Consider the following 18,399-nt stretch of genomic DNA (forward strand, 5'->3'; position numbering starts at 1 on the left):
GGACGACTCGATCCGGCAGATCGTTCTGCCTGACTGGTTCACAGGCCTCACCTGCCGGTTGCGAGTGCAACTCCGCATGCTCGGATCGGCGGCGAGGCAGACACCCTGACACCGCGGGCGGCGATGCGGTAGCTGTGCGAGGCCGTTCCTGCCGCCTGGTGCCCGGCCCACACCCCGGAAGCGGACCGGCCCAGCGCCAGGGTGTCCGCGTTCATGGAGTGTCAGCCCCGACCGCGATCATTGAGCCATGACGACCTCCACCGCTCCCGGCACCGCACTGCCTGATAACGCCGCGTACGCCGACGCCGTTGCCGCCGCCGTTCAGGCCGCCGCCGCCTACTACACGGACGGCGCGACGCCGCTCGGGGACGACGAGTACGACGCGCTGGTGCGGGCGATCGCCGCGTACGAGGACGCGCACCCGGACGAGGTGCTGCCGGATTCGCCGACCGGGAAGGTCGCGGGCGGCGCGGTGGTCGGCGACGTGCCGCACAGCGTGCCGATGCTCTCGCTGGACAACGTGTTCTCGGCGGAGGAACTCGCCGACTGGGCCGCGGGGTTGGAGCGCCGGCTGGGGCGCGCCCCGGCGGGGTGGTGCGTGGAGCCGAAGCTCGACGGGCTGGCGGTCGCGGCCCGCTACCGGGGCGGGAAGCTGGAGCGGGTGCTGACCCGGGGCGACGGCCTGGCGGGTGAGGACATCAGCCACGCCGCCGAGGCCGTCCTCGGCCTGCCGCCGGTGCTGACGGAGCCGGTCGACGTCGAGCTGCGCGGCGAAGTCCTTTTGACGACGGCCCAGTTCGAGGAGGCGAACCGCATCCGGCTCGCCCACGGCGCCACCCCCTTCGCCCACCCGCGCAACGGCGCGGCCGGCACGCTGCGGGCCAAGGACCGCCCCTACCGGATCGAGTTGACGTTCTTCGCCTACGCTGCGATCGGCCTGGGCGACGAACTCGGCCACCACGCCCTCCTGCAGCGCCTGGCAGAGCTCGGTGCCAACACCGCCGCCAGCACCGACGCCGCCCCGGCGCTGTGCGGGAGCGTCGAGGAGGTGCAGCAGCGCATCGAGGAGATCGCCGCGCTGCGGTCCCGACTGCCGTTCGGCATCGACGGCGTGGTGATCAAGGCCGACTCCGCGGCCGACCAGCGGGACGCCGGTAACGGCTCGCGTGCCCCCAGGTGGTCCGTCGCCCGGAAGTTGGCGGCCGAGCACAAGGTGACCCGCCTGCTGGGGGTGGAGTGGGCGGTGGGCCGCACCGGCATCATCGCGCCGCGCGCCGTCCTGGAGCCGGTGGTCATCGACGGCGTCACCATTGCTTTTGCCACGCTGCACAACCCGGCCGACATCACCCGTCGGGACCTGATGCTCGGTGATCTCTGCTACGTGTATCGCGCGGGCGACGTGATCCCCCGGGTGGAGGCCCCTCTGGTGGAGCAGCGCACCGGCCAGGAGCGGCCGATCGACTTCCCCGAGGTCTGCCCGCGCTGCGGGGACGAGGTCGACCGGAGCGAACAGCGCTGGCGCTGCGTGCGCGGCCGCAACTGCCAGGCCGTGGCGTCGATCATCTACGCCGCCGGCCGCGACCAACTCGACATCGAGGGCCTCGGCCGCACCCGCGCCGTCCAGCTCGTCGAAGCCGGCCTCGTCCACGACATCGCCGACCTGTTCACCCTCACCCGGGAGCAGTTGCTCGGCCTGGAGCGGATGGCCGACACCAGCGCCGACAACCTCCTGGCCGCGATCGAGACCGCCCGCGGCGCTGCCCTGAACCGGGTGTTCTGCGCGCTGGGCGTGCGCGGTACGGGGCGCACGATGTCGCGCCGGATCGCCGCGCACTTCGGTTCTATGGCCGCCATCCGCACCGCCGATGCCGACACCCTGGCGGAGGTCCCCGGCATCGGCGTGGAGAAGGCACGCGTGGTGGCCGCGGAGCTCCTCGAACTCGCGCCCCTCCTCGACAAGCTGGCCGCCCAGCGGGTCGGCATCCAGGCCGCCGAGCCCCAGCGTCCCACCGAAGCCGCGGACCCGGGCGGCGCCCCGGTCGGGGGCGGCCCGCTGGCCGGAGAAGCGGTCGTGGTCACGGGCTCGATGACGGGCCCGCTCGCCGCTCTGTCCCGCAACGAGATGAACGAGCTGATCGAACGGGCGGGCGGCAAGGCGTCCTCCTCCGTCTCCAAGCGCACCACCCTGCTGGTCGCCGGCGAGAAGGCCGGCTCCAAGCGCGCCAAGGCCGAGGAGCTCGCCATCCGCATCCTCACCCCCGACGAGTTCGCCAACCTGGTCGCCGACCACCTCCCCGCCGACTGACTTCGTACGCCCCGGTCGGTGGCCCCGCTCGCCGGTACCGGCGGCCGGGGCCACGAACCGGGCCCCTCGAAGCTTCGGCGCTCGAACAGGAGGGCTCGAAACCGCGCGTGCAGCATGTGCGCCAACAGGACTTCATCGGGGAAGGAGTCCGCCGGGCGGCGCACAGGGTGCCATCCGGGCCCGCTACCCGCCCGGGAATCTGCCGGCCCTGAACAACAGGAATCCGGCTGCGCTCTGCTACGTCTTCGAGGACGGGCGGCCATCTGCAAGGCGACCGATGGGTGGAATTAATTGATTCTCCGGATCGCCACGGAGGGCGGAATCGAATACCGCCCCACACGCCCGGAGGAGATCGGCGCGATGATCTCCGAGGTCTTCCGGGCGACCACGCCGAAGGAAGTCTCCCCCGGGGTCTACTCCGCAGGCTCCCAGGCGTGGTTCGTCGTCGGCGAGACGAGCGCCGACGAGGGCCCCCGTGCCTTCCTGCGCGCCACAGTGGACGAGCATCAGGGATACGGGGCCCTCAGCTGGTCCTCCGACCTCCGCACCGGCGGGATCCACGAATTCCTCTGGCTCTCCGACAACCCCGCCCCGCCCCGGGCCGATCCCCGCCTGACGGCCTCACCGCACGGCGGATACGACTACGACCCCGCCTGCGCCCTGCCCCTCGCACAGGTCAGGGCCGCAGTCGAGGAATACTGTGCATCCGGCACCGGCGAACGCCCCGCCTGCATCAACTGGGTGACCGGCGACTTCGACGGAACGCGCCACCCCGAATCGCTGTTCACGGAACAGCCCGAAGCGCCTCGGGGGAGGAGCGCAGCAAAACCCTGGAGCGAATCGGAAGAAAATCCCCCGGACCACCCTTTTTAGGAAAAGCTCCGTCCCGGTCGGGCCCGTACCGCAGCAGCCACTGCGCATCGCGCGCCGCACAGGCGCCCCTTCGCGACGTCCCGGTCGCGTTGTCCCGTGACCGGCCGAGATCGCTCGGGCGGTGCGGGGGCGGGTCATCGCGGCGGGTAGACGGCGTCCAGGAGGGTGCGGACGAAGCGGTCGGTGTCCTCGAGTCCGGCGCGGGCGGTGGCGGCGGTGGCGGGGCCGCGGGCGACCAGGTGGAGCAGTGCGCCGTGGAGGGCGAGGGCGAGGGCGGCGGCGGTGCCGGGGGTGACGGGCAGTCCGGCCGCCTGCTGCAGAGCTTCGAGGTCGGCGAGGTCGGCGGCGGCGATGGCGTCGACGACGGGCGCCAGCTCGGGCCGGCGGGCCGCTTCGATCTGCAGTTCCAGGTAGGCGACCATGCGCGGGCGGCCAGGGCCTGCGACGTCGTCCAGCAGGCCGACCAGGAGTGCGGCCAGGGCGCCGCGGTCGGCGGGCGGGCCGGCGGCGGCCAGCTGTCCGGAGATCTCCCGGTACTGGGCGGCGCAGCGCTCGGCGGTCGCGCGCAGGAGGTCCTCGCGGGTGGGGAAGTAGTTCTTCGCCGTGCCCTGGGGGAGGTGCGCGGCCGCGTCGACGGCCCGGTGGGTGAGGCCGCGCCCGCCGGAGGCGGCCAAGACCTCGATGGCGGCGTCGCCCAGCCGGTCGCGGCGTTCGTGGTTCATCGTCAGTTCCCTGTTCTTGAGGCCCTGTTGCCCATTCTACCCCACTCGTGGTACCACAAATGGGTTACCACATTTGTGGTGACTGTGGTCGGTCGCCTCCGCGCGCGCCCGGTCGGTGCCCGCCCGCTCCGGCGGTGCGGCCCGCCGGTCCGCGGCCCGCCGGAGCGGCCGCGGCCTTCGGGGGAGCAGTGGAGTACCGACACGGCATCGACGCACGCGCGGCGGCCACCGGCAGCCGGTTACCGGTCCGGCCGCACCGCAGCAGGACACTGCGCCCCCGGGCCCGGGCGGTCGCCGTCGCGGTGCTGGCCGCGCTGACGGCCGGGACACTGGCCGGGTGCGAGAGCGCCGGCCCGCCGGCACGCCCCGACGCACGGGCGCCGTTCGCCGCCGCGCTGCTCGACCTGGCGCTGCGCCCCGCAGTCGGCTACCGCGATCCGACGGACGGGACCGGCGTGACCGTCACCGCCTCCGGTAGCGCCTCCGGCACCGTCGCCGTCTCCGGCACCGCGCTGCGCGTCCTGCGGACCGGCGACGCCACCTACGCCAGGCTCCCCGACCCCGTCCCCGCCGCTCTCGGCGGCAGCGCCATGGCCCCCATGGCCGGACGCTGGGTGACCGGTCTCAGCGGCGAGGACGACGGCAGCGCCCCCGCGAGCGGGCAGAGCCCCCAGGACCTGGCCGACCACCTCTTCGACGCCTTCAACCGCCCCGGCACGGCGCTGCCCGATCCCTCCGCGCCGCCGGTGCGCCTGGACGGGCTCGCCGCGCTGCGCGCCCGGACGACCTCGGGCGACCTCTACGTCACCGCCGCCACCCCCCACCGCGTGATGCGGTTCGTCCCGCGCGGCGCCCCCGGCACCCTCGCCGCCGCCCGCACCCCGGCCCGCGCCGAACCCGCCGCCCTGCGCTCCGGCCCCGCCCTGCCCGCAGCCCTGCCCGCGCTCGCCACCGCCCCGCAGGCGTTCACCATCGCCCCGCTGGACGAGCCCGCCGCCCGGACGGTACGCGCGGACATCCGCAGCCGCGCCCAGGAGCTGTCCCGCGCCGTGGACGCGGGAGTATCGGCCCGCCTCGACGCCGAGCCCGCCCTGGACTGCTCGGCCTCCGGCTGCACCGTCAGCTCCCGCATCACGGCGATCACCCCCAACCGGCAGGCCGCCGCCCGCATCCGCGACGGCCGGGTGAACGTCGAGTTCACCGCAGCCGTCACCGTCGAGGGCCGGCCCGCCGGAACCTGCTCCGCCACCGCCACCATGTCCGTGTCCGCACCCCGGCCCGTCCAGTGCGCCGACACCGCGGCCGGCCCCGTCGTCGCCCGCCAACTCGACACCGCCCGCCGCGCAGCCGAGGCCCAGGCCCGCGCCACCGGCCGCTCCGTCCCCTACACCGTCCACACCCAGGCCGACACCACCCTGCAGGTCCTCGCCTCGGTGGACACCACCGCCCTCACCCGGGCCCTGGCCGACGAGGACGCCCTGGGCTCCGCACCGTCCCCGTACGCCGACATCGCCGACCAGGCCGCCCCGCGCGGCACCTCCGACGACCCGAAAGGCTGCCTGCGCCTCAAGCCCCCCGGCGCCGCCCGCAGCGGCGACGGCTGGCTCCTCAACACCACCAAGGACACAGGCCCATTCCGAAGGACAGCCATCGGCAAGGCCTGCCTGAAGAACCCGCCCAAGACCCCCAAGAGCCCCCTGCCCGACCCGCCCGGCTACGACCAGGCCAAGAACAAGCTGAACCTGATCAACGCGAACCCCGCCACCCAGCTCGCGCGCTGCCACACTCTCGCCGGCCGGTTCGGAGGCCCCAACAAGGTCGAGAACCTCAGCCCCTGCGGACAGCGGCTCTCCAACAACAACACCAACGAGGAGAGCATGGGCCGCTTCGAGACCATGGTCGCCACCCGGGTCACGGCCGTACCCACGGGCACCGTCTACTACATCGTCGAACCGCTGTACCGCAGCGCCACCAGCAGCATCCCGCTCGGCTACTACATGACCGCCGTCTTCTACGACCCCGCCGGCATCCCCGTCCGCGCCCCGCACCTGCTCGTCGCCAACCGCATCCCCGACCCCCGCGGAAGCGGGGAGATCTCCCTCGCCAACTGACCCGCCGGCCCCGGCAGCGGCCCGGGCGCGCCCGGCCCCCGCAGCGGCTCGGCACGCCCTCCCGGGGTCCGCGACCTCGAAGGCGTGGCCGGAGCAGGACCGGCCGGGTGGAAAACCAGGTGCCGCCCCTGCGGCCGCACAGCAGGATGACGTTCATCGCTGCTGCTTCCCGGTGAGGAGTTCGAGGGCATGACGGGTCGGGGGCCGGCCGGGGCCGTGGCGGCCGCGGTCGAGGCGTACTACGGCAAGCCGATCGGGACGCTGCGGATGCTGGCCGCCGGGATTCCCACGGACCTGGTGGAGGCGCTGGAGTCCGAACTCGGCCGTCTGGAGGCGGAACTGGGAGCCTGGCGGGCGGGGGAGAGGCTGCCGGACGGGACCGTTCTCGACCTCTACCTGGACACCTTCGACCCCGAGCACCCGGAGGACGACGTGCGGCCGCTCGCCGACGCCGCCGCGGAGGGCGAACGCCGGGCCCGGCTGCTGCTGCGCGGCGGGCTGGAGGCGCTGGGCCATGGACTCGAACCCGATCCCCACGCTCGGCCCGCCGCGACGGCGCCCCGTCGGCCGGCAGCGCGCTGCCCTCCCAACTGCGCGGCGCCGAGCAGCACGTGCTGGAGCAGTACCGCCTCGCCGTCCTCGCAGCGCTGACAGCCGCCCGGCTCGAACCCCTCCACGAGGCGCAGGAACACCTGTACCTGCCCTTCGCGACCCGTGCACCGGACTCGAAGCGGTGGCACGCGCGTGGGGTGGAACTGGACTGGACCGACAACAGGCAGCCGAAGAACGGGAGACGCTGGCACTACGGCCCCCTCGACATCTGGCTGGGGGCGGGCTGGGAACTCTACGAACCGCTGCCCCTGCCGCCGTTCGCCCACCCCGAGGACATCGCCGCCGTCGTACACCACGTGCTGCTCACGGGCGACCGCTACATCGCGCCCCGCACCAGTGAGTGGGAGCACGCCCACGCCCTGACGGTGCTCCTGGAACTGGTCGAGGCAGCACAGAAGGACGCCGGGAGGCCGCCGTCGAGCATCTGACCGCGCCCGGCCGCACCACCAGCCGAATCCTGACGAGCGCCGAGATCCCGCCGGGCATGCTGACAGCACCCCGCAACCGGGAGTACGGTCGCCTGCACACGACCCACCGGCACCACAGGAGGGCGGCACCGTGCTGCGCACCGACACCTACTGGGGCAACCTGACCGACACGAACTGGGGCGGCACCGCCGCGGCGGGCGACGTCTACTGGGGCACCCTGGTGCCCGACATCCACTGGGGCGGCTGAGCATGCCAAACGATTCCCACTGGGGCGGGGCAGCCCCCGCTCCCGCAGACTCCGGCCGGAACTGACCGCCCGTCACCACCCCGCACCCCGCCGCGGCAGGACGCCCACACCGTCCCGCGCGGTGGCGCGGCCGGCCGAACAGCAGCCGACCGCCCCGTCCGGGCGCAGCACCTACCCCCGCGGTGCTGCGCCCGGACGCGACCCGGCCGTGGGTCGGCCGGGCTGGTGCCAGCCGGAGCGACACGGCCCCGCCGCCCGCAGCCGGGCCGGGCCGCCGGTAGGCTCGCCCGGTGATTCCCGCCGAACTCCAGCAACTGCTCGTCGACCAGCTCCCCACGGTGCCCGGTGTCGTCTCCGCCGCGCCGTGGGAGGAGCGCCCGTACGGCATCGCGGTCACCGTCGGGGCGGCCGCCTCCTACTGGACGATCACCGGGGCCAGCAGCACGGCGGCACCCGAGGGCGCGAACGGGATCGGCCCGCAGCCCGTCCCGGAGCTGACCGGCGGGAAGGTGCGGACCGCGGAGGTGGAGCAGGCGCTGCTGGCCGCGTTGGCCGCCGGTGCCGGGGAGGGGCAGGTGCTGCGGGCCGAGCGCTACAGCACCCGGCCGGAGCCGCCCTCCGTCCGGTACGGCGCCACGATCGACACCGACGACCGGTGGCGCCTGTTCATCGCCTGCGTCGGCACCGCCCCGGTCGGCAGGAAGATTGCCCATGACGGGTACTACCGGGCCGGCGAGACGGTGTAGTCGAACGGCCGGGCGGGGTTGGGCCGCTGACGATAGGACAGACTGTCGCCATGACCACCGACCGCCGCCCGCCGGGGCAGCCCCTGTTCTCCTCCTCCGCCGTCGACGAGCCGGTCCCGGCCGACGTACACTCCACCGGGCCGGTGGAGCGCTCGCCGTTCCTGGAACCGGAGACCGGCCAGGTGGCCGGCGCCGTGTCCTTCAGCGGACGGCGCCCGCTGGGTCGCGGCTACCTGGCCGCGAAGGCCTGAGCCGCCGAACCGCACCCTGCCCTTCCGTCCCCGACGGGGCGGGCGTCGGCGGTGCGCTCGGCTGCGCGAACCGTACGGGCCCCGTTGCCGTTGCCGACATGGCGGGCGGCCGAGCACCTTGAACCGCCGGGACAGGCGCCCGCTACTGCTCGACGGAGGACCCGGTCCCGACACCACCGCTCCTCCCACGCCGCGCCCGCTCAGCATCCAGGAGCAGGTCAGCACCCGGCCCGGCACCGCCGCGCTGTTGTGCTGCCTCCTCCTTGTGCGCCTTCTGCCTCTTCGACCGCTTTCGGGCCCGCGTCGCTGGCACCGAGCAGGACGCTGATGACACCGGCCTACTCGGCGACGCCCTCCAGGAAAGGGACGGATCGGCGGGTGGCCCCCGACTCGGACCTTGGCGACCGGGCCACCGGTGCCGGTGATCAGCCCGGTGAGGAAGTCGGGGCCGAAGGCGGCGGGGGAACACCGCAGGGCGGCGGCGAAGCGGCCGAGCACCTCTTCGGGGGGCGCCGGTGCGCAGGTAGTCCCTGATCTCCGGTTGGGGTCGAGGTCGCCGAGCACGGCGTACCCGGCGTCGCCGGGGTGCCGCAGTACGCGCAGCCGGGTATGGATCGGGGCCGAGGGCATAGTCAGGCCAAGCAGGGCGGCCCGGTGGGCGATGTACCAGGGCAGGGCGTGGTGGCGCAGCGGGGTGAGGGCCGCACCGATGGCGGCCAGGGCGCGGTCAGCCCGCCGAGGCGCTTGCGGCGGGAAACATCTGCTGGACCGCTGAGCCGAACTCGGCGATCCTGCGGTCCAAATCGATGTTCTCGAGCCCGTAGCGACGGATCATCGACCAGACGATGCCGGCGCTGCAGACCGGGTACCTGGTGGTGGGCTCCGGCGGGGTGCCGCTGGTCGCGGCATACGCCAGAAGCTCTGCCACCCTCAGCACCGGAGACGGGCGGAGGAAGCGCTTGGCTCCGTAGAGGCGGCGGGTGAGCAGGGCGCCGGAGTCGAACATCTCGACGGAGGGCTCCGCGACCCGGTCGGGCGCGGGCCACATCAGGGCGGTGACGGACTCCATGAGCCGGGGCAGTTCCGGGTCGGAGACCGTGCGCTCGATCAGCTGCCGGGCGTGGAGCGCCGCAAGGTGCGCGGACAGGTGCCCGAATCCGCACCAGGCCGCGGTGTAGCCGGTGGCGCCGAGGCGCTCGCCGAGGGAGAGCGCGGCCTGCTCCGCGGGTTCGGCGAAACCCTCGTCGTAGCTGGCCAGCAGCAGGTAGGTGCGCCGGGCCTGGGAGTACTCGGGCGACCGGGACAGGGGCCACGCCCAGGCCCCCGCGTGGAAGGACGCCGGGGGGTGCAAGTCCGTGGTGCTGCTGGTGTAGCGGGTGAGCAGGCTTCCGGGGCAGGTGGTCCTGGTCATGGTGGCGCTCCCCTCTCCTACTGGTGTGCGGGCACGGCCGGGAGCGGCGGCACGGTCGCGGTGGCCCGCAGGTGCGTGTAGACGTCCGCGACATCGCTCATGGCCCGGCAGAACGCGCTGATGTCGCGTGTACCGGGCTCGGGGGCGCGGCCGGTGTGCCGGGCGGCCCTGCGGCGGAGCTCGGCGATCTCCGTGGCGAGCCAGGCGTCGACGCTGAACCGGGCGAGCCGCTCCGGCGAGGCGTGCACGGGCTCCGGGCTGCGCTCTTCGGCGTGGGCCCGCAGCACCCGGTTGTGCTTCTCCTTCGCCTCGCGCACCTCCGCGGACACGTCCGCCGTGTTCCCGTCGATCTCCGGTGCGGCCGGGCCGGTGTCCTCTTCCCCATCCTGGAGGGACCATGCCCGCAGGGCCGCGCCGTGTCCGCCGAACGCCTCCGCCTCCTCGGCGGACACTTCCGGGAGCAGCAGCATGGGCGCTGCGTTGCGTACGAAGCTGTCGGCTGCGGTCGTCCACACCAGCGCGCTCTCGCGCTCCTCCGGGGTGCGGGCCCGCTCCCGCAGGCCCTCGGCGTAGGCCGTCATCGCGCGCCCGGTGGCCTCCAGGACCTCGTGGGCCCGGTTGACGTCCGCCCCCACCACGATGTCGCCGCTGGGGCGCAGCCGCCTGATGACGTCCAGCGGGATACCGCTGCAGCGGTAGACCGACTCCGGGGAAAGCCCGGCTGCCAGGGCGCCGAGCACGAGCGGGTCGCGGTGATCCGCCAGCTCCTGCTCGGCGTACTGCCAGAGAACCAGGGCGTCCTCCGCCGCATACGTGTCATCGAAGTACAGCGCGGGCTGTTCCTGGTTGGCCAAGGACTGCTCGGCCACGGCCGAGGTGGCCCGCTTGAGCTTGCGGCCCAGGCCCTGCGAGGTGACGCCGAGTTCGCGGGCGGCCGCGGAGTCGTTCCCGTTGTGCAGTGCGACCAGGTCGGTGAGGGCCTGGAGCTCCAGTTCGCGGAAGAAGTTGTCCGCGTCGGCCCGGGCGGCGCGGACGGCGCGCAGCCGCCTGAGGGGGTCGCGGTCGTAGAGTGCGGCTTCGAGGTGTTCGGGCAGGGGCATCATGGTGGCCTCCAGAAGCAGGAGGGCGGGCGGCGGCCCGGTGGTTCGGGCGTCGATCTCGCCTGCATCTATTGAAACACCATATTTCGGACATTTGAAACCGAGGGTTTCATCTGGTCGATCACCGGGGCCGGCCGCACGGCGGTACCCGAGGGCGCGGACGGGGCCGGTACCACCAGTCCGGCAGGACGGTGTAGTCGAACGGCCGCACGAGGTTGGGCAGGTGACGGGGGGACAGATTGTCTCCAGGCCGCCGCCCGCCGGGCCGACCGCGGTCCTTCTCCTCCGTCGTCGACGCTCCGGCCCCGAGCCGCCCGTCCGGGCCGGTGGAGCGCCAGCCCTTCCCGGAGCCGTAGGCGATCCCTGCGGCGCGCAACCGTCCTCTTCGGCGGACGGCGGCCACTGGGCCCCGGCTGCCTGGCGATGAACGCCCGAGGCAGCGGCGCAGCACCTGACCGTGCCGGTAACCCGCCCCTCTGACGCGGCTGAGCGGGCCGCAGAGACGGGCATCGACGGGGGCGTCGGCCGCTCCGGAACCGTGCGGGCTTACAAAACGCCCTCGGGTTGGACGAGGGAGGCGTGCAGTTTTCGCGTCCTCCGCTCCCCGGACGCCAGGCCGTACTCGACCGTGACCATGCTGCGCCCGACGGCCGTGACCGTCGCAGTGCGGCGCCCGCCGTGGGCGCGACCGTCCTCGAAGGCCACCGCGTCCCCGACGGTGAGCTTCTTCGCTGCCGCCCGGGACACGGCCACCAGCGCCTGCCGCTCCTGCCGCTCGACCTCCCGATCCGCTTCCAGCCCTGCGGCGATGTCGGCAGCTTCCAGGCCGAGCCGCTCGCGGCGGCCGATCTGTGCCCGGCACTCCTCGGCGAGCCACGGGTACCGCTCGGCGATGGCCTCGCAGGCCGCACGGTGCCGGGCGGAAGTCTGCTCGTGCTGGTCGTAGTCGGTGTAGTGGTGGCGCAGAAGGTTGACGACCAGGCGCTCCTCGTTGGGGCCGACGTCCTTGCCTCCGTGCGCGACGGCGATGTCCAGGGCGTGGCTGTCGGCGAGGGCGACCAGGCGGGCGCGGTCGTAGTCCGGGAACCAGGTGCGCACCGCACCGCCGGAGGCGGTGGGGGCGTTGCCGTGCTGCTGCATCAAAACCTCCTGCGGCGTCAGGTTCCCACCTGTGGAAATCGACACACCGTCCAGTGTCCCACCACTCGTTGCCCAGTCCCTGATCAGCTGGTAGCAGCAGCGGGTGCCGGGGGCGCGGTGAGGATCATGGGGTCGTACAGCGGGCTCTCCGGGGCGTGCCGGATCGGTTCGCCGACGATCTCGTACCCCCAGCGCAGGTAGGCGCCGTGCGCGGGCTCGTTGCCGATGATGCAGGTCAGGGCGGTGTACGGGAGGCTCTTCTCGGCGCGCCACGCGTCGTGCAGGCGGCGCCCGATGCCTCGGTTCGTGTGCTCGGGCAGCACCATCAGCTCGCGCAGCCAGCTCACCCGGCCGGCCTCGACCGCGGCGACGTGCTCCGGGGCCCGGTGTTCGCCGAGGGCGACCCACCACGGCCAGTCGGGCTGCAGGGTGACGCCGTGGACCAGGCCGACGACCTCCCCGCCGGCGGCGGTGGCGGTGAGGCAGAGGAACCCCGGCATCTCCGTCGCCCCCAGCAGCCGGTCACGGAAGGACTGGTTGGAGAAAAAGGCATCACCGGCGTACGGCGGGACGTCGTAGACCCGGGCGTAGACGCCGACCAGGTCGTTGATGCTGTCGCGGGTGCTCTGCGCGTCGAGGGTCTGCAGGGTGAGGGTGCCGGGCACGGGGCCTCCATCACGTTCGGTGGTGATCAACCATCGCACGGTGAGGGGGATTTGAGGGCGAGAACCCGGCGAAGGGGTGTTCGGCGGGTCGGGGGCCGCAGGCAGGGATGGCAATATGCGGAGGCATGAAGCTCTTGGCGTTGGGTGGGACGTGGTTCGGCGGGCGTGCGGTGGTGGACGAGGCTCTGGCGAGGGGGTGGGAGGTCACCGCGTTCAGCCGCGGCCGGTCGGGGATGCCACCCGCCGGGGCGAAGCACGTCGCCGGTGACCGGACGGTCGAGGCCGATCTGCGGCGTCTTGCCGCCGAGGGGCCGTGGGACGCGGTGGTGGACACCAGCTCGACGGAGCTGTCGCCCCGGGGCGTGCTGCTGAGCGCGCGGACCCTGCGGGACGTGGTGGGGCACTGGGTGCACGTCTCGACGGTGTCGGTCTACCGGGGCTGGCCGCACGAGGCGCTGACCGAGGCGTCGCCGATCCTGGAGGCCCCGGCCGACGCGGACGAGACCTTCGGGTACACCGGGGCGGACGGCTCGCCGACGATCTACGGGTTCCAGAAGGCCGGCGGGGAGCGGGCGGTGGCGGAGGTCTTCGGGACGGACGCGACGTTCCTGCGCCCCGGGGTGATCCTCGGGCCGGGGGAGTACGTGGGCCGCCTGCCGTGGTGGCTGGAGCGGGCGGCCCGGGGAGGCCGCATCCTGGCGCCGGCGCCCGCCGGGCGGGTGATCCAGCCGGTCGACGTCCGCGACGTGGCCGCCTTCGCCCTCGACCGCGCGCAGGCGGCCCGCGGCGACATCTTCAACGTCACCCACCCCGCCGGGATCACCTTCGGCGGGTTCGTCGCCGAGTGCCTGCGGGTGACCGGCGGCGACGGTGAGGCGGTGTGGGCCGACGAGGAGGTGCTGCGCCGGCACGGGGTGAAGGAGTGGACGGAGATGCCGCTGTGGCGCACGCTCGGCGGCGTGTGGCAGGTGGATTCCTCCCGGGCGGTGGCGGCCGGTGCGGTGTTCCGGCCGGTGGAGGAGACGATCGCGCAGACGTGGGCGTGGCTGCGCTCGGGCGGCCGGCTGGTCGACCACCCGCGGCGCCACGCCCACGGGATCGCTGCGGAGAAGGAGCGGGTGCTGCTGGAGGAGCTGGTCGGCTGAGCCTGCCGGGGGCCGCCGGGTCAGCTTATGGCCGGGCGGCCGCCGAACTGGGAGCCGGCAGTGATGGCGACGAAGTGCTCGATGCGGTCGGCGAGTTCACCGTGCGGCGCGGCGGTGGCGGGTGCGCCGGTGATCCTCGCCAGGTCGGCCCGCAGGCCGGCGGCCCGGGTGACGACGCCTTCCACGCGCCAGCCCGGCGCGAGTTCCAGGGCCGGGGCGGCGGCTTCCAGCGCTCCGTCGAGTTTTCCCTGCAGCAGGCGCGCGCGGGCGAGGTCGAGGTCGGCCTGCACCGTGTCGGTGATCTCCTGCAAGCGGGGCCGGTGCCGGGAGGCGTCGTCCAGCAGGTCCCGGGCGCGGGTGGCGCTCGTCTCGACCCGGGCTCCGGCGCGATCAGCGGGCAGCAGCACTGGGTGCGGGGGGCGTGGTGAGGATCATGGGGTCGTACAGCGGGCTCTCCGGGGCGTGCCGGATCGGTTCGCCGACGATCTCGTACCCCCAGCGCAGGTAGGCGCCGTGCGCGGGTTCGTTGTCGATGATGCAGGTCAGGGCGGTGAGGGGGAGGGCCTTCTCGGCGCGCCACGCGTTGTGCAGTCGGCGCCCGATGCCGTGGTTGGTGTGCTGGGGCAGCACCATCAGCTCGCGCAGCCAGCTCACCTGGCCGGCCTCGACCGCGGCGACGTGCTCCGGGGCCCGGTGTTCGCCGAGGGCGACCCACCACGGCCACGTCGGCTGCAGGGTGACGCCGTGGACCAGGCCGACGAGTTCCCTGCCGGCAGTGGCGGTGAGGCAGAGGAACCCCGGCATCTGCGTCGCCCCCAGCAGCCGGTCGCGGAAGGACTGGTTGGAGAAGAAGGGGTCGTCGGCGTACGGCGGGACGTCGTAGACCCGGGCGTAGACGCCGACCAGGTCGTTGATGCTGTCGCGGGTGCTCTGCGCGTCGAGGGTCTGCAGGGTGAGGGTGTCGGGCATGTGGCTCTCCGTCACGCGGCTACGGCGCTGATCTGCTCGATCATCTCGCCGGCGCGCGGGTCGTCGTAGTGGGTGAGGTTCGTGGTGAGCGAGCTCAGGACGTTGGTGGTGCGCGGGCTGTTCATGCCCCGGCCGATCATGTCGAGCGAGTTCTGTACGGCGTCCAGGGCGCGGTCGAGGTCGTGGCCGCCGAGTGCCGCGCCGGCGAGGCGGACCAGGCACATGCCCAGGTTGCGGCCGTGGGCGGCGTCCTGGAGCCGGGTGGAGCGTTCGAGCAGTTCGACCGCGCGGGGGTGCTGGCCGAGGTCGCTGCGGGCCATCCCCTCCAGGCAGGTCAGCTCGGCCTCGTTCAGGAAGTTCGTCCAGTCCGGGTCGCTCTCGCCGGCGCCCCGCTCGAAGTGCCGCCAGGCCCGCAGGACCGCTTCGTCGGTGCCGGAGCGGTCGCCCAGCAGCGCCCGGCCCTGTGCCTCGCGGATGGCGAGCAGCGAGTGGACGCGGGGCGGTGCCCAGGTGGCGGCCTGCTGGGCGGCGGTCTGCGCGTACTGGACGGCGTCGCGCGGGTTGCCCAGGTCGACCGCCTGGCGGGACATGTTCGACAGGGTGCGCACCGCGAGGGGGGAGTCGCCGGTCAGGAGCGCGGTGTTCAGGGCCTGCGAGAAGTAGATGCTGGCGGCGTTGCGCTCGTCGGCGTCGTAGCAGTACCAGCCGAGACTGGTCGTCAGCGAGCCCGCCAGGGAGCGGAGTTCGGCTCCGACCGCGGGGGTGAACTCGGCCCGCTGCAGCAGGCCGTGGATGGTCTCAAGGGTGTGTTTGGCGAGCCGCCACAGCTGGGCGCCGCCGATGCGCTGGTCGAGGGCGTCCAGGTCGGCCAGCGTCTTTTGGAAGTGGTCGAGTTCGTCTTCGCCGACTCGGGCAGTGGTCATGCCCGTGGACGGTACCGCAGGCGACAGCCAGGGCAGAGCGCCCAGAGCAGCGGTTCCGCCGGCAGCCAGGAGGTCGCGTCGCTTCACATCGCCGATGATGCTCCGCGAATGTGCCCACTGGCCAGCCGGATCGATGTCCTTCGGCGTGGCGAAGCCGAGGTCTTCGCTGCTCGCCTGGAACAGGTCGCACAGGCACTCCAGCGCCTTCGGGTACGGCCGGCCGGGCTTGGGCGACTCCCAGCGGCGCCAACTCGCCGTCGTGATCTCGAAGCCGGGATCGCCGAACAGTCGCCGTCCGTGCTCGGTGGCCGCAGCCGCAGCCCGTTCCTGGCTGTGCCAGTTCCGCGCGATACGGGCGCTCTCCAACCGGCGGTTGTAGCCCTCGGGTTTCGGCCTCATCCCAGCCCCCTACACATCGTCACTGGTCGAGCCTATTGCGTGATCATGCGTGAGGGCAGGACTTCGGCCTGAACTCGCCCGCCGACCCGGGTGTGTGCACCCAAGATGAACCCAAGATGCACCTAAGCCGCACTGTTGATCGTCTTCCGTGAGCGTGTCGTCACCCGGTGGAATGGAACCCAGCCGCCGGGTGGAGCCGATGCATCGTCACAGAGCCATCCCCGCCCGGCGGCCGACCTGCCATCAGCGCCTCGGGCGCCGACGATCGAGGGGAGTGTCATGGGCGTGACAGGAATCCGAGCGGTTCTCCACGCGGCCACCACCGACCCGCGCCGCCCGGATCTGGCGCTGGCGGTGCTCCGCGGCTACGCCGAGCGCACCGGGTCGACACCGCCGGTGTGCCGGGGTCTGCTCGTCGGGGCGGGAGGTGCGCGCCGTGTGGGCTGAGCGGATCGGGACGGCGGGGAACCCGGCCGGGGCGCGGTGGCTGGCCGGGATGTCCGCCGACCCGGCGGCGTGCCTGGAGGAGTGGATCAACGGCCGGGAGGCGCCGGTCCCGCTCGGGCAGGTTGCGGTGCTGCGGGTGGCCCCGTTCCTCGGGCTGCGGCTGCTGGAGCGGCTGCTGGAGCAGCCCTCGCCGCCGCCGCTGGCGCCGGTGCTGCGCACCGCCTCCGAGGGCGACGTCAGTGTCGGCTTCCTGGTGCCGGCCGGCGCCGGGCAGGTGGACGTCGCCGCGGACCTGTTCGAGGCGGTGCCCGGCCGGGCGGAGCTGCCCGGCGCCATGACCGTCGGCGAGCAGTTGCTCGGCCTAGTCCGCCTGGAGGAGTCCGGGGTGCTGTGGTGCCCGGCGCCGGGCCGGGCGCTGCCCCGGCGGCGCGGGACGTCCTGGCTGGTGGAGCCGGACGGCAGCGGGCGGCTGTGGGATGCGGCGTGGCTGGGTGAGATGGCGGAGGATCTGCGCCACCTGTGGGCCCTGCCCGATCCGGCCGCACCGGCGGAGCCGGCGCCGTTCGACCCGGCCGCGGTCGCCGCGTTCTTCGGCGGCCCGCGGCTGCAGCCGGCCTGACGCCGGTTCAGGAACTCCCCGGCCCGGAGGCATTTCTTCAGGGTTTCCGGTCCGGGGTCCAAGCCCCCGCCCGATCGGGCGGGGAGCGGGAGGGCAGCGCGCATCCCCCGGCGCGCCGGAGCCCACCGCACCGCGCAGTTCGCCGCGCCGCCGAGGGTGTCGGCGCCGGCCTGCGCGGGTGCCGCCGGCCGCTGCGCAGGCCGCGGGGCACCACCACGGTGTGGACCCCGGCCCGGACGGGCGTTGGCGGTCGGGGTCCACACCCGGGGGAACACCGAGGCGGAGACGACGAGAGGTGCGGGGATGATCGCCAGCGAGTCCGGCATGCGGACCGGCGGTGCTGTGGAGCAGTGGACCGGTGTGCGGGAGCTGGCGGACGGGCAGTGCCTGATGGTCGTGCCGCTCGCCCAGGGCGCCGAGGTGCTGCGGTGGGTGCGGGGGATGGGCCTCCGCGACCTGCCGGTGCTGCTGATGCCGCCGTCGATCGGCGAGCGCTCGATCGGCCGCCTGGCCTTCCCCGCGCTCCACGCCCCGGCGACGGAACTCGCCGGCGCGCGCACCGTCGGCGCGTTCGCGTTCCCGCTCGCGCCGGTGGCCGTGGATCTGGCGGACCTGGTCGGGCGGCCCGTCGAGGTCATGCACTGGCTGGTCGCCCCGGGCGAGCCGGTGCAGCTGTGGAATCCGGACCTGCTGGCCGGCGCGTTGAAGACCGCCCGGGAGCAGCAGCACGAGCGGGCCGCTCCCCCGCACGACGCCGGGCAGGAGTGGGCGCTGCTGCGGCAGGCCCTGGACGGTGCCCGGTGGTAGCTGCCGCGGCGCCCGCCGCGCAGTGGACCGCGGCCCTGCGCTATTTCGGGGCGCTCGCCCACCCGGGCGACCCGGACCGGGCCCGGATCAGGTGGCTGCGCGGCCGGATGGTGCAGATGCCGCTCGGTGAGCACCTGGCCTTGGTGGTGGTCCCGAACATGGCGTGGGGCATGGAGGCCGCGCGGCTCCTGGTCGAGGAATGCGAGCAGCACAGCGGCCCGGTGCTGCTGCTCAGCGTCCACCGCCAGGCCTGGTTCTTCACCACCGCCCCGCGGCCCGGCACCACGTGGGCGCTGCCCGGTGCCCCGGGGCCCGTCCTGCACACCTCCGGCACCGCCGCGATGCCGCCGCCCACGCGCGACGGCAAAACGTGGATGTGGCTGAATGCGCCCCGCGCCGGGGTGCTCACGCCGCCCGCCCTGGTGCAGGCCGCGCTGACCGTCGCCCACGGTGCGCTGCGCCGCAACGGCCTGGTGTGA

At 73.8% G+C, this 18,399-nt stretch carries 19 protein-coding genes; 11 read left to right on the plus strand and 8 right to left on the minus strand.

What is annotated here, in order from left to right; all coding sequences use genetic code 11:
• The first annotated feature begins 247 nt into the window (after nucleotides 1-247).
• Complete coding sequence (ligA, locus tag ACIOHG_RS26600; protein WP_400954136.1) at nucleotides 248-2,305, plus strand: NAD-dependent DNA ligase LigA; 2,058 nt, start codon at nucleotides 248-250, stop codon at nucleotides 2,303-2,305.
• Between the two features lie 291 nt (nucleotides 2,306-2,596).
• The gene (locus ACIOHG_RS26605; protein ID WP_400954137.1) at nucleotides 2,597-3,178 is read left to right on the plus strand and encodes an Imm1 family immunity protein; all 582 of its coding nucleotides are present in this window, start codon (nucleotides 2,597-2,599) and stop codon (nucleotides 3,176-3,178) included.
• Nucleotides 3,179-3,312: 134 nt separating this feature from the next.
• Here the strand turns inward: ACIOHG_RS26605 and ACIOHG_RS26610 are convergent, their stop codons facing one another.
• The gene (locus ACIOHG_RS26610) at nucleotides 3,313-3,900 is read right to left on the minus strand and encodes a TetR/AcrR family transcriptional regulator (RefSeq protein WP_400954138.1); all 588 of its coding nucleotides are present in this window, start codon (nucleotides 3,898-3,900) and stop codon (nucleotides 3,313-3,315) included.
• A 188-nt stretch (nucleotides 3,901-4,088) separates the two neighbouring features.
• On the opposite strand from ACIOHG_RS26610, the gene ACIOHG_RS26615 reads away from it, so the two are divergent.
• From ACIOHG_RS26615 to ACIOHG_RS26635, 5 genes are all read left to right on the plus strand, one after another.
• Nucleotides 4,089-6,011, plus strand: a complete 1,923-nt coding sequence (locus ACIOHG_RS26615; RefSeq protein WP_400954139.1) for a hypothetical protein — start codon at nucleotides 4,089-4,091, stop codon at nucleotides 6,009-6,011.
• A 189-nt stretch (nucleotides 6,012-6,200) separates the two neighbouring features.
• Nucleotides 6,201-6,662 (plus strand): hypothetical protein, encoded by a 462-nt coding sequence (locus ACIOHG_RS26620; protein ID WP_400954140.1) that lies wholly within the window; start codon nucleotides 6,201-6,203, stop codon nucleotides 6,660-6,662.
• Nucleotides 6,623-7,051: a hypothetical protein gene (locus ACIOHG_RS26625; protein ID WP_400954141.1), complete on the plus strand. Its 429-nt coding sequence runs from the start codon at nucleotides 6,623-6,625 to the stop codon at nucleotides 7,049-7,051. Before ACIOHG_RS26620 ends, ACIOHG_RS26625 begins: the two co-directional genes overlap by 40 nt.
• Nucleotides 7,052-7,588: 537 nt before the next feature.
• Nucleotides 7,589-8,044: a hypothetical protein gene (locus ACIOHG_RS26630; RefSeq protein WP_400954142.1), complete on the plus strand. Its 456-nt coding sequence runs from the start codon at nucleotides 7,589-7,591 to the stop codon at nucleotides 8,042-8,044.
• Between the two features lie 50 nt (nucleotides 8,045-8,094).
• The gene (locus ACIOHG_RS26635; protein WP_400954143.1) at nucleotides 8,095-8,295 is read left to right on the plus strand and encodes a hypothetical protein; all 201 of its coding nucleotides are present in this window, start codon (nucleotides 8,095-8,097) and stop codon (nucleotides 8,293-8,295) included.
• A gap of 727 nt (nucleotides 8,296-9,022) precedes the next feature.
• Here the strand turns inward: ACIOHG_RS26635 and ACIOHG_RS26640 are convergent.
• The 4 genes from ACIOHG_RS26640 to ACIOHG_RS26655 all read right to left on the minus strand — a co-directional run bounded on the left by ACIOHG_RS26640 (nucleotide 9,023) and on the right by ACIOHG_RS26655 (nucleotide 12,611).
• On the minus strand, nucleotides 9,023-9,706 hold the full coding sequence (locus ACIOHG_RS26640) for a hypothetical protein (RefSeq protein WP_400954144.1): 684 nt from the start codon (nucleotides 9,704-9,706) through the stop codon (nucleotides 9,023-9,025).
• A gap of 17 nt (nucleotides 9,707-9,723) precedes the next feature.
• Nucleotides 9,724-10,809, minus strand: coding sequence for a helix-turn-helix domain-containing protein (locus tag ACIOHG_RS26645; RefSeq protein ID WP_400954145.1), 1,086 nt, complete (start codon nucleotides 10,807-10,809; stop codon nucleotides 9,724-9,726).
• A 543-nt stretch (nucleotides 10,810-11,352) separates the two neighbouring features.
• Nucleotides 11,353-11,946, minus strand: coding sequence for a hypothetical protein (locus ACIOHG_RS26650; protein ID WP_400954146.1), 594 nt, complete (start codon nucleotides 11,944-11,946; stop codon nucleotides 11,353-11,355).
• 83 nt (nucleotides 11,947-12,029) lie between these two features.
• Complete coding sequence (locus tag ACIOHG_RS26655; RefSeq protein WP_400954147.1) at nucleotides 12,030-12,611, minus strand: GNAT family N-acetyltransferase; 582 nt, start codon at nucleotides 12,609-12,611, stop codon at nucleotides 12,030-12,032.
• Nucleotides 12,612-12,736: 125 nt separating this feature from the next.
• Between ACIOHG_RS26655 and ACIOHG_RS26660 the strand changes: the two genes are divergently transcribed.
• On the plus strand, nucleotides 12,737-13,756 hold the full coding sequence (locus ACIOHG_RS26660; RefSeq protein ID WP_400954148.1) for an NAD-dependent epimerase/dehydratase family protein: 1,020 nt from the start codon (nucleotides 12,737-12,739) through the stop codon (nucleotides 13,754-13,756).
• Nucleotides 13,757-13,776: 20 nt separating this feature from the next.
• Here ACIOHG_RS26660 and ACIOHG_RS26665 read toward each other — a convergent pair whose 3' ends face one another.
• The 3 genes from ACIOHG_RS26665 to ACIOHG_RS26675 are packed head-to-tail and all read right to left on the minus strand — an operon-like array spanning nucleotide 13,777 to nucleotide 16,047.
• Entirely contained in the window at nucleotides 13,777-14,163 is a 387-nt protein-coding gene (locus ACIOHG_RS26665; protein ID WP_400954149.1) for a hypothetical protein, read from the minus strand.
• The gene (locus ACIOHG_RS26670; RefSeq protein ID WP_400954150.1) at nucleotides 14,147-14,725 is read right to left on the minus strand and encodes a GNAT family N-acetyltransferase; all 579 of its coding nucleotides are present in this window, start codon (nucleotides 14,723-14,725) and stop codon (nucleotides 14,147-14,149) included. The genes ACIOHG_RS26665 and ACIOHG_RS26670 overlap by 17 nt, the downstream gene beginning before the upstream one ends.
• 11 nt (nucleotides 14,726-14,736) lie before the next feature.
• A complete protein-coding gene (locus tag ACIOHG_RS26675; RefSeq protein ID WP_400954151.1) occupies nucleotides 14,737-16,047 on the minus strand; it encodes a hypothetical protein in 1,311 nt (436 codons plus the stop codon).
• 436 nt (nucleotides 16,048-16,483) lie between these two features.
• On the opposite strand from ACIOHG_RS26675, the gene ACIOHG_RS26680 reads away from it, so the two are divergent.
• The 3 genes from ACIOHG_RS26680 (at nucleotide 16,484) to ACIOHG_RS26690 (ending at nucleotide 18,399) form a co-directional block, all read left to right on the plus strand.
• On the plus strand, nucleotides 16,484-17,113 hold the full coding sequence (locus ACIOHG_RS26680) for a hypothetical protein (RefSeq protein WP_400954152.1): 630 nt from the start codon (nucleotides 16,484-16,486) through the stop codon (nucleotides 17,111-17,113).
• Between the two features lie 303 nt (nucleotides 17,114-17,416).
• Nucleotides 17,417-17,920 (plus strand): hypothetical protein, encoded by a 504-nt coding sequence (locus ACIOHG_RS26685; protein WP_400954153.1) that lies wholly within the window; start codon nucleotides 17,417-17,419, stop codon nucleotides 17,918-17,920.
• Nucleotides 17,914-18,399 carry a hypothetical protein gene (locus tag ACIOHG_RS26690; protein ID WP_400954154.1) on the plus strand — a complete coding sequence of 162 codons (486 nt, stop codon included), beginning with the start codon at nucleotides 17,914-17,916 and terminating at the stop codon, nucleotides 18,397-18,399. Before ACIOHG_RS26685 ends, ACIOHG_RS26690 begins: the two co-directional genes overlap by 7 nt.

Origin of the sequence: Kitasatospora sp. NPDC088134 (assembly GCF_044741705.1) — a bacterium.
Classification (GTDB): domain Bacteria; phylum Actinomycetota; class Actinomycetes; order Streptomycetales; family Streptomycetaceae; genus Kitasatospora.

Bases quoted from the DNA above. Each gene is read 5' to 3' on its own strand.
- ACIOHG_RS26635 (WP_400954143.1), top strand. From the start codon at position 8,095: ATGACCACCGACCGCCGCCCGCCGGGGCAGCCCCTGTTCTCCTCCTCC.
- ACIOHG_RS26620 (WP_400954140.1), top strand. From the start codon at position 6,201: ATGACGGGTCGGGGGCCGGCCGGGGCCGTGGCGGCCGCGGTCGAGGCG.
- ACIOHG_RS26670 (WP_400954150.1), bottom strand. From the start codon at position 14,725: ATGCCCGACACCCTCACCCTGCAGACCCTCGACGCGCAGAGCACCCGC.
- ligA (WP_400954136.1), top strand. From the start codon at position 248: ATGACGACCTCCACCGCTCCCGGCACCGCACTGCCTGATAACGCCGCG.
- ACIOHG_RS26685 (WP_400954153.1), top strand. From the start codon at position 17,417: ATGATCGCCAGCGAGTCCGGCATGCGGACCGGCGGTGCTGTGGAGCAG.
- ACIOHG_RS26675 (WP_400954151.1), bottom strand. From the start codon at position 16,047: ATGAGGCCGAAACCCGAGGGCTACAACCGCCGGTTGGAGAGCGCCCGT.
- ACIOHG_RS26660 (WP_400954148.1), top strand. From the start codon at position 12,737: ATGAAGCTCTTGGCGTTGGGTGGGACGTGGTTCGGCGGGCGTGCGGTG.
- ACIOHG_RS26645 (WP_400954145.1), bottom strand. From the start codon at position 10,809: ATGATGCCCCTGCCCGAACACCTCGAAGCCGCACTCTACGACCGCGAC.
- ACIOHG_RS26650 (WP_400954146.1), bottom strand. From the start codon at position 11,946: ATGCAGCAGCACGGCAACGCCCCCACCGCCTCCGGCGGTGCGGTGCGC.
- ACIOHG_RS26610 (WP_400954138.1), bottom strand. From the start codon at position 3,900: ATGAACCACGAACGCCGCGACCGGCTGGGCGACGCCGCCATCGAGGTC.
- ACIOHG_RS26640 (WP_400954144.1), bottom strand. From the start codon at position 9,706: ATGACCAGGACCACCTGCCCCGGAAGCCTGCTCACCCGCTACACCAGC.